We start from the raw sequence: 7475 nt of genomic DNA on the forward strand, positions 1-7475 counted from the left end.
AAAACATTGTCGTTCAATGGTAAAGAAACAATCCGCAATTTATTTGCCTGTTTTCTTTCATCGAAGTACCTTTGCAGAAGGTAATCCCCGAAGTTCAGGTCGGATTCTGCACTGTTCGTTACCGCTTTTCCCAATTCTCACTTACAAAGGAGGTGGTAATGTTTTGGTAACGCTACTCTGTCCGAAGTTGGTACAAACCCGTCTTTTCGAGGTTTTGCACTGAAAGGCTCGAAAGTCAGAACCGACTGACTCACAAATCATTCACGCTATTTCACCTTTTCTTGAACCTTGGGGATAGATTTTCCCTTATAAACAAGCGAAACTGAACTTTTAGGAATCTCTTTAATCTCTTTTTTTATGGCTGAGGCCATTCCTTGCGTATCTCCGTCTATAGGATTCTTACCAATCCCTTGAAATACGCATTCTATCTCTCGCTCGTATTTTCCATTTACATATTTTATATTGCTATATAGACTACTGTCTTGTGTACTCTGAGTATTCGTCTTACAAGGTAATAATACCGTAAATATTAATAAAATGATTTTCATTTGCGTGTCTTTTTTCTTTTTAAAGCTTTTGATGTCCTAACTTGGGAAACCGTATATGGTCTTTGTGAATTTTGAGAATGGATGAAATTGTGAGTTTCAAAGAATGAAACAGTGTGTTCCAACGCTTGAAAGTTTTCTGAGACACGATTCTATTCATACGCATAACGGTCGATGTAGTTGTCGAAGTCCGATTCTTCGGTGTAGTCATACGCACGAAAGATGTTTAGAATGTCCTCTTGTTGCTCGGGCGTAAGGGTGAGTTATCCGTTCATGTAGCTATAGTAAGTGACCCGACTGCCGAAATATTGCAGGATGTCTCGGCGTGTCATCTACATGTTTTACATTGAGGAACAGCTTGCGAAATCCCCATGCGACACGTATCACTCGCTTTTCTACGTAGAACCTGCATTTGCCATTCTGCAAGGCATTGGGATAAATGGCGGAGCCGATCATGTTTTTTCTGTTTTCTCTCTTCATTATGTTTCCTCGACCACTTTATAAATTAACACTGTCTTGATTTTTTGTCTCCAAACCCAAACTTGTAATCCTATTGTTTCAAAATCATAAACGTGTTGATTTTGTCCCCTACCATTAACTAATAAATATATTCGCTCATGATTATTGGGAAGAATGTGAATTGTGGATAATAATTCTTGAAACGGCAAGCCGATTAATTCTACTCCCTGATAAAGACAAGAAGAAGCACATCGAATCGTATTGATCTTTCCATCATCATCGCACCAAATGTTTATTTCATCATCATAAAAATAATATGAACTATTTGTAAATGTCAATTCATTGTAAACCTCTTTTGTGTGGTTCTTATATAAATAGTTTGAAATATTAGAACCGAGAATAAAGTCGTTATATGCAGTATTTAGAATCAATCCTCTTGTATCCATTATATTACCTTTTATTTCCTTTACTATGTTCCTCACCACGCTGTTTCTTTGCAGCATTGTTTCGAATATTTCTTATCTTGTTTTCAATCTGTGTTCTCTCCCGTTTCGACTTGGATTCTCTTGCTTTCTGTTCCAAATCTTTGATCTGTTTCTCTGCTTTTAATTTGGCACGCCCACTATCGCCATGACGTTCATTCTTATTGCTATTTTGTGCTTTTTTCCCTGTACTTTGTTGTATATATAGTCCGTCTTTCTGTTTTGTGTTCTGGCTCGGTACTGCAATTTGATCTACTGCTTTTAATATTCCACCTATAATAGATATAGTCCCCCCTGCAAAAAATATCTCTACACCACCAATAACTACTACTGTTGAAGTTCCCGCAGAAGGTATAACTACAGCACCTCCAGTCCCCATAGCCACAAGTCCTACACCCATAAGTCCAGCACCTGCATATTGCAAAGATGTTCCCCATTTTGTTAAGACTCCTTCTTTTCCATCTTTATCATAGAAAATGATGGGGTTTCCGAAACAATATAAAGAGGTCATCTAGACTTTTCCCTCTTTCTTATCTTTTTCAGAAAAATCAGTATGAATGCGATATAGTTCCATCCCTCCCAACTGGTTTGTGTGGTATCGAACCTGTTGAGCACGCTCCTGTATGAGTCCATCCACGCATTAGTCCTTTCAATGCTGTATCTCTCCTTGTAAAGCAGCTCATCAAGTAACTCGTCATCTCTCCGCATACCTCTACGCTTATTGAAGGCGACGTTTGGGAACACCTCCTGCTGATGGCAACCTCGCCTGAATAGTGCAGAGTCAAAGCCGGCATCTGCATTGAGAAAGAGTCCCGATACGGACAAGCCTGAGTCCTTAATACCTGCAAACAAATCCTGAAGAACCTGGGAGATGTTGTGAAGGTCGTTGTGAGAACCCGAGACAGGCGTGGACATGGCAAGCGGTATGCCTTGCCGGTCTGTGACATAGATGGCGTTGGTGGTCGTTCTTTTCTTGCGTCCTTGGTATCCACAGCACTCCCCACCGCGAAGCGTGGTGGTGTGGCTGCCGTCCAAATCCACACTGGACATGTCCAAGAAAGACCTGTGACGGCTCAATATCATGCCCCAAACCTTTTTCCATTCGCCGTTCCTCGACCACTTGCGGAAATGGGCATACACACTCTTGTAGCTCAAAACCCTCCCCGTGAAGATGGCTGAAACGGGAAGCATGTGCCACTGACAGCCCGTTTTCAACTTGTAGAGAATGCACTGAATGACTTCCGCCAGGTCACTTTTGTCACATAACCGCGTTTTGCCACCGATAAAAATGGCAAGATCTCAGATTTTATTGTATCTTTTGTCCAGTACTTCGTACATGAGAGGAGTGTTTATCTTGGTTTTTACAGTACAAAGATAATTGACTCCTCTCAATTTGTAGAGATTTTAAAAGTCTAGATGACTTCACTTAACCCAGAACTTGCCCATCTGGTGCAAAAGAAGGAATAAAAGAGTGATTTAGATAGTTTTTTAATAACTCTCGATACCCACCACACATGAATGTGTCTGAACGAAAATCAAATCTATCTCTTTCCAGATTAAAAAAATCATAAAACCAAAGAAAATCTATTGAACATTTTCCTTTATGAAGTATAATTCTAATTGCATATATTCTCTCTCTTGGTATAAGTTGTCCATTTATTTTCTCTTCTTCCCTAATGGCGGAAATATCCCATTCAGAAACTAATTTTAGCATATATTTTGGGAAAAGGCGACTATTCGTTTCCTTTATCAGACCAGTTTCATTGGTATAAGAAACACTCTTCTGCTTATCCCATAGCGTCATATTGAAGTCACCTTGCAGGCCACTCTGTTGCATGATGTAAATGGTGTCTTGGAAGTCTCTTGTATGATCGTCCTGCCCTTGAATGCCATTCTTCCGAGTGACATAAACGTTAGCCTTACAATTAAAACAAATAAAGCTGTCTAAATATTGCCATTGAATATTTTTTACGATGCTGTCCGGGAGCTGTTTTATTTGATTATGAATTTGCTGATTACAAGCTTGCAAGTTAAAATGTGATAAGATAGAGAATTTTGAAGAGCGGATGTCTTGAGGTATATTATACCCCAGGACATAAATTATATTGATTATCAAAAGAATAAGTTTCATTATTTACAATCTTCTAATAATAAAAAGGAGTAGAAACGCTAAAAGATGCGTTTACCTTAACTTTCCTGTTGTAGAACATGCTAAATCTGTTCCAAATTATTCGAGTACTTTCTAATCCTTTTCGTTGTCCAGGACTAGCATCTATACCATAATGAGTTCGAAGGGGGATATTGTGCTCTGCTCTCAATTGATTTTCAATGTGAGTTGAGTATTTTTCAGAGTTTGGAATATTGATTCCGTTAACTGTAACCCATGTGCTTTGATCGATAGTTCCCCTCCATGTGTCTTGAATATGCGCCATTTCATGACCTAATCCAATGTAAGCTGGTCTATATTCTGTGCCATATTCATTTAAACCACCTGTTGTTAAATTTGGATTCCATAATATATAAGTTCCATTTATATCTGCTCCATTTTGTTTTCTTTGGGCAATCTCAACGCTATTAGTTGAGTTTATAAGCTCAGAAACTAAAGCATTTCCTACATCTCCTCCCGTTCGTAATTCGTTTAATGCAGATGTCAATGAATTTATAAAATTATCTGTACCAGAATATAATTCTCCATTACTATTTCGGAAACCATATTCTCCATTTTCACCTGCACTATAACTATACTTAATCCTTTCTATCCCTGCTGTTCCATTTGTAATTAAGACAGTTGTTATACTATCTCCATGAAAATCTATTGTATTCATTGGATTATTTGCACAAATATTGTAAGCAGAAAGCTGAGGGTATTTTTCAGCAAATCTATCCACTCCATACCACAAGCTTGTTACGGGATTCATATACCGTGCCCCATAATAGTACAGTCCGGTCTCTTGATCGAGTTCCTTGCCATTGAACTTATACTGCATATCCTCTGTGGATGTGTGTTCATCCACAAGGAGTTCGCCATAGGGCAGGTAGGCATCGAACTGGGTGATGTTGGCCTTGGCATCGGTGATATAAGTGGTGCTGCCGAGGTGGTCACTATGATAGAAGAAGATTTCCTCGGTGTTGGTCGTGTCTGTGGGGACATAGCCATACCCTGGCTGGGCATTGTCAGGGTCTTCGGGTTTCTGCCACTGAATGGGTGGACCAGGGACATCTCCCTTGGCGTTGAACTTCGGACGTTGCACCCAACCTTCGGGCACGCTGTGGTCGCCCAGTTCTCCGATGATGGTGTTGTAGCCATAACCGGTGTTGTCGGGATCGGCCGTTGCACCCTTCATCGTAGGCACTCCCGGTGGCGTGCCCAGCTTGCGGTAGTAGTCCTCGCGCTGTTTCTCTATCTGCAGCATGCGGGCGGCATAATCGCGCTGCCCGGCCGTTCCTTGGTCATTCATTACTATCGTAGCTTATCTTTTATACCTTTTAAATTTTCCTGACTCATACTTAAATGCAATAGACTCTTTGAAAACAAATAATGTATCATCATTTAATTGAGGAGATTCTTTTTTTAGATGAAGTTGGGCATTTATTGGTTTAATAAATAAATCTATGACATCATTGTTTACATTCCTGTTAAGTAAATAAAAGAATGTTCCATTCATAAGTATACAGCCCTTTATTTCAACTCCTATACCCCAAAAGAAATCTAAACCTAAATATTGGTCAATAATATCATTATGAGAGTCTGTATGTGAGAGTATCAGATAAATGTCATTATCCTGTTTCTGAAAAGATAAAACATATATTCCCGAAATACATTTCTCGTCATTGGTAATAGAATCGATTATGATAGATAATGAATTATTTGTTGCACAATATAATGGAATAGAAGCTCCTATACCGTTTTTACCTCTTACTAAAGAGTACGAAGTAAGACAAATCATTATACAAATTATTCGATACATATATCTATCGTTTTTGAGGTGGAACAACAACTTCATTCAATACCCCGGGTATATCATATTGGTCAAAACTTTTATATTCTATTCTATTGTAAATTTTTAATTCAATATTAGGATAGATACTTTTGGCATCTTTTGCGAATTTTATATCTCCCGGAGAATAACCTACACTCTCTGGAAGGTGTGAATGTATAGCATAATCAATAGTAAAATTATAATTATTTTTATATTTCTCAAATGTATATCTCATTCCTACTTCTGACCCCTCTTTATGTGAGGTTGAAATAAGATTGAAACTCGTATTGTCCTTTGAAGAGACTTTTGTATTAGACCATTCTACATCTGAGTTTTTTGCGAGAAACTCAAAAATATTAGATGCTATTTGCTCATCATCAACTGTATATAAATCAAACTCATACGTAGATATTTTATTCCCGTCGGCATCCTTTGATGTTCTACCTTGCACTTGTGTGGTAGTTTTACTCTCATTAAAGGACTTTGGCACATCAATCTTTGTGTTTTTATCTATTCCTCCTTGTCCATCATATGCAAAAATGGTATTAAAGTCATTGCTATTTTCTTCTATAAGTTTAATTTCTCCATCAAGATTCAATATATAATCATTTTTTCCATTGGGATCTATTAAATTGATGGGATTATTATGACAATAAATATATGGACTAATTTCTGGATACTTCTCCGCCAATGGGTCTACCCCCAGCCACATGGAGATATTGGGATCCATGTATCTGGCTCCGTAATAGTATAAACCAGTTTCTTCGTCTAATTCCTTGCCGTTGAACTTATACGGCATCTCCTCCGTAGACGAGTGTTCGTCAACGAGCAGTTCGCCATAAGGCAGGTAGGCATCGAACTGGGTGATGTTGGCCTTGGCATCGGTGATGTAGGAGGTGCTGCCGAGGTGGTCACTATGATAGAAGAAGATGTCCTCATGATGTGCGGTGTCGGCAGGCACGTAGCCATAACCTGGTTGCGCATTGTCAGGGTCTTCGGGTTTCTGCCACTGAATGGGTGGACCGGGAACATCCCCCTTGTCATTGAACTTCGGTCGTTGTACCCAACCTTCGGGCACGCTGTGGTCACCCAAATCTCCAATAATGGTGTTGTAGCCATAACCGGTGTTGTCGGGGTCGGCCGTTGCACCCTTCATCGTGGGAACACCGGGCGGTGTGCCTAAGGACTTGTAATACTCCTCGCGCTGTTTCTCTATCTGCAACATGCGGGCGGCATAGTCTTTTTGGCCTGCCGTAACGTTGTTGCTGCTGATGCCATAGACGTTGCTGAACTTGCCTGTTCCCAGTTTGGAGGCAATTCGTTTGTCGCCGATGAAGTAATGCTTGGTAAAGCGGTTCTTCGTCACAGTGATAATCGGGGCAGGATAGATGGTGTAATCTTCCGTTTCGTGGAACGTGATTCCCTGCGGCGCACCATTTACATATACGCCTTCGAGGTCGCCGTGGCTCTTGACGATACGCTCGCCGGCAGCATTATAGGTGTATCGGCTGGTCTTACCATTGTCCGACAAAACCATCAGGCGGTTGTCCTCGTCCCAATACATTCTCCGCTCGGTGTTCAGGCTGTCGTTCTCCACCAGCGTGGGATTGCCGTTGGCATCGTATGTATAATGCTCATGCCCAATCTGCGTGGGAGCCGTGGGGTGGTTGCTGTCCTCGTACTTATAGGTAAAGTCGTAAGACTGCGCCGTCTTTGAGGAGTTCACCTTCTGCACCTTGGTGAGCGGCTCGCTCATCCGTCCGAAGGTCATCGTCATCTCATACTTCGCGCCCTTCGCCATTCCGTTTGCCTTTATCAGACGGTTAAGGTCGTCGTAGGCATAAGTGTGGTTGAAAGCGCCACCGAGTTTCGCCTTGCTGTTATTGCTATTGTTATTACTATTGTTGTTATTACTATTGGCCTGTGCCGGATCTACAGCATTGACAATGCCTAAGATATTGTCCACAGCATCGTATTGGTACTTGTTGGTCATAATCGCCGTACCTGCA

General features: G+C 40.6%; 6 protein-coding genes and 3 pseudogenes. All 9 read right to left on the bottom strand.

Translation table 11 applies throughout. The features are described from left to right. Positions 1–266: 266 nt before the first annotated feature. Positions 267–548: a hypothetical protein gene (locus tag BN93_RS15065; protein ID WP_019189113.1), complete on the bottom strand. Its 282-nt coding sequence runs from the start codon at positions 546–548 to the stop codon at positions 267–269. A 149-nt stretch (positions 549–697) separates the two neighbouring features. Beyond that, a pseudogene (locus tag BN93_RS15070) lies at positions 698–1025 on the bottom strand (DUF6078 family protein). After that, the gene (locus BN93_RS15075; protein ID WP_044261080.1) at positions 1025–1450 is read right to left on the bottom strand and encodes a hypothetical protein; all 426 of its coding nucleotides are present in this window, start codon (positions 1448–1450) and stop codon (positions 1025–1027) included. Before BN93_RS15075 ends, BN93_RS15070 begins: the two are co-directional and overlap by 1 nt. Before the next feature lie 4 nt (positions 1451–1454). Continuing rightward, a complete protein-coding gene (locus BN93_RS16320; RefSeq protein WP_019189115.1) occupies positions 1455–1997 on the bottom strand; it encodes a hypothetical protein in 543 nt (180 codons plus the stop codon). Further along, positions 1994–2796: pseudogene (locus BN93_RS15085) on the bottom strand (IS5 family transposase). Before BN93_RS15085 ends, BN93_RS16320 begins: the two are co-directional and overlap by 4 nt. 116 nt (positions 2797–2912) lie before the next feature. Next, a complete protein-coding gene (locus tag BN93_RS15090) occupies positions 2913–3617 on the bottom strand; it encodes a hypothetical protein (protein ID WP_019189117.1) in 705 nt (234 codons plus the stop codon). A gap of 13 nt (positions 3618–3630) precedes the next feature. Then, positions 3631–4929 (bottom strand): annotated as a pseudogene (locus tag BN93_RS19115) (M91 family zinc metallopeptidase); the annotation flags it as partial. Between the two features lie 27 nt (positions 4930–4956). Further along, complete coding sequence (locus tag BN93_RS15100) at positions 4957–5454, bottom strand: hypothetical protein (protein WP_139145575.1); 498 nt, start codon at positions 5452–5454, stop codon at positions 4957–4959. Between the two features lie 4 nt (positions 5455–5458). Beyond that, positions 5459–7475, bottom strand: a 2017-nt coding sequence (locus BN93_RS15105; protein WP_316928628.1) for an RHS repeat-associated core domain-containing protein, incomplete at its 5' end; no start/stop codon positions are given.

It is taken from the genome of Prevotella conceptionensis 9403948 (assembly GCF_000312305.1).
GTDB classification, from domain to species: domain Bacteria; phylum Bacteroidota; class Bacteroidia; order Bacteroidales; family Bacteroidaceae; genus Prevotella; species Prevotella conceptionensis.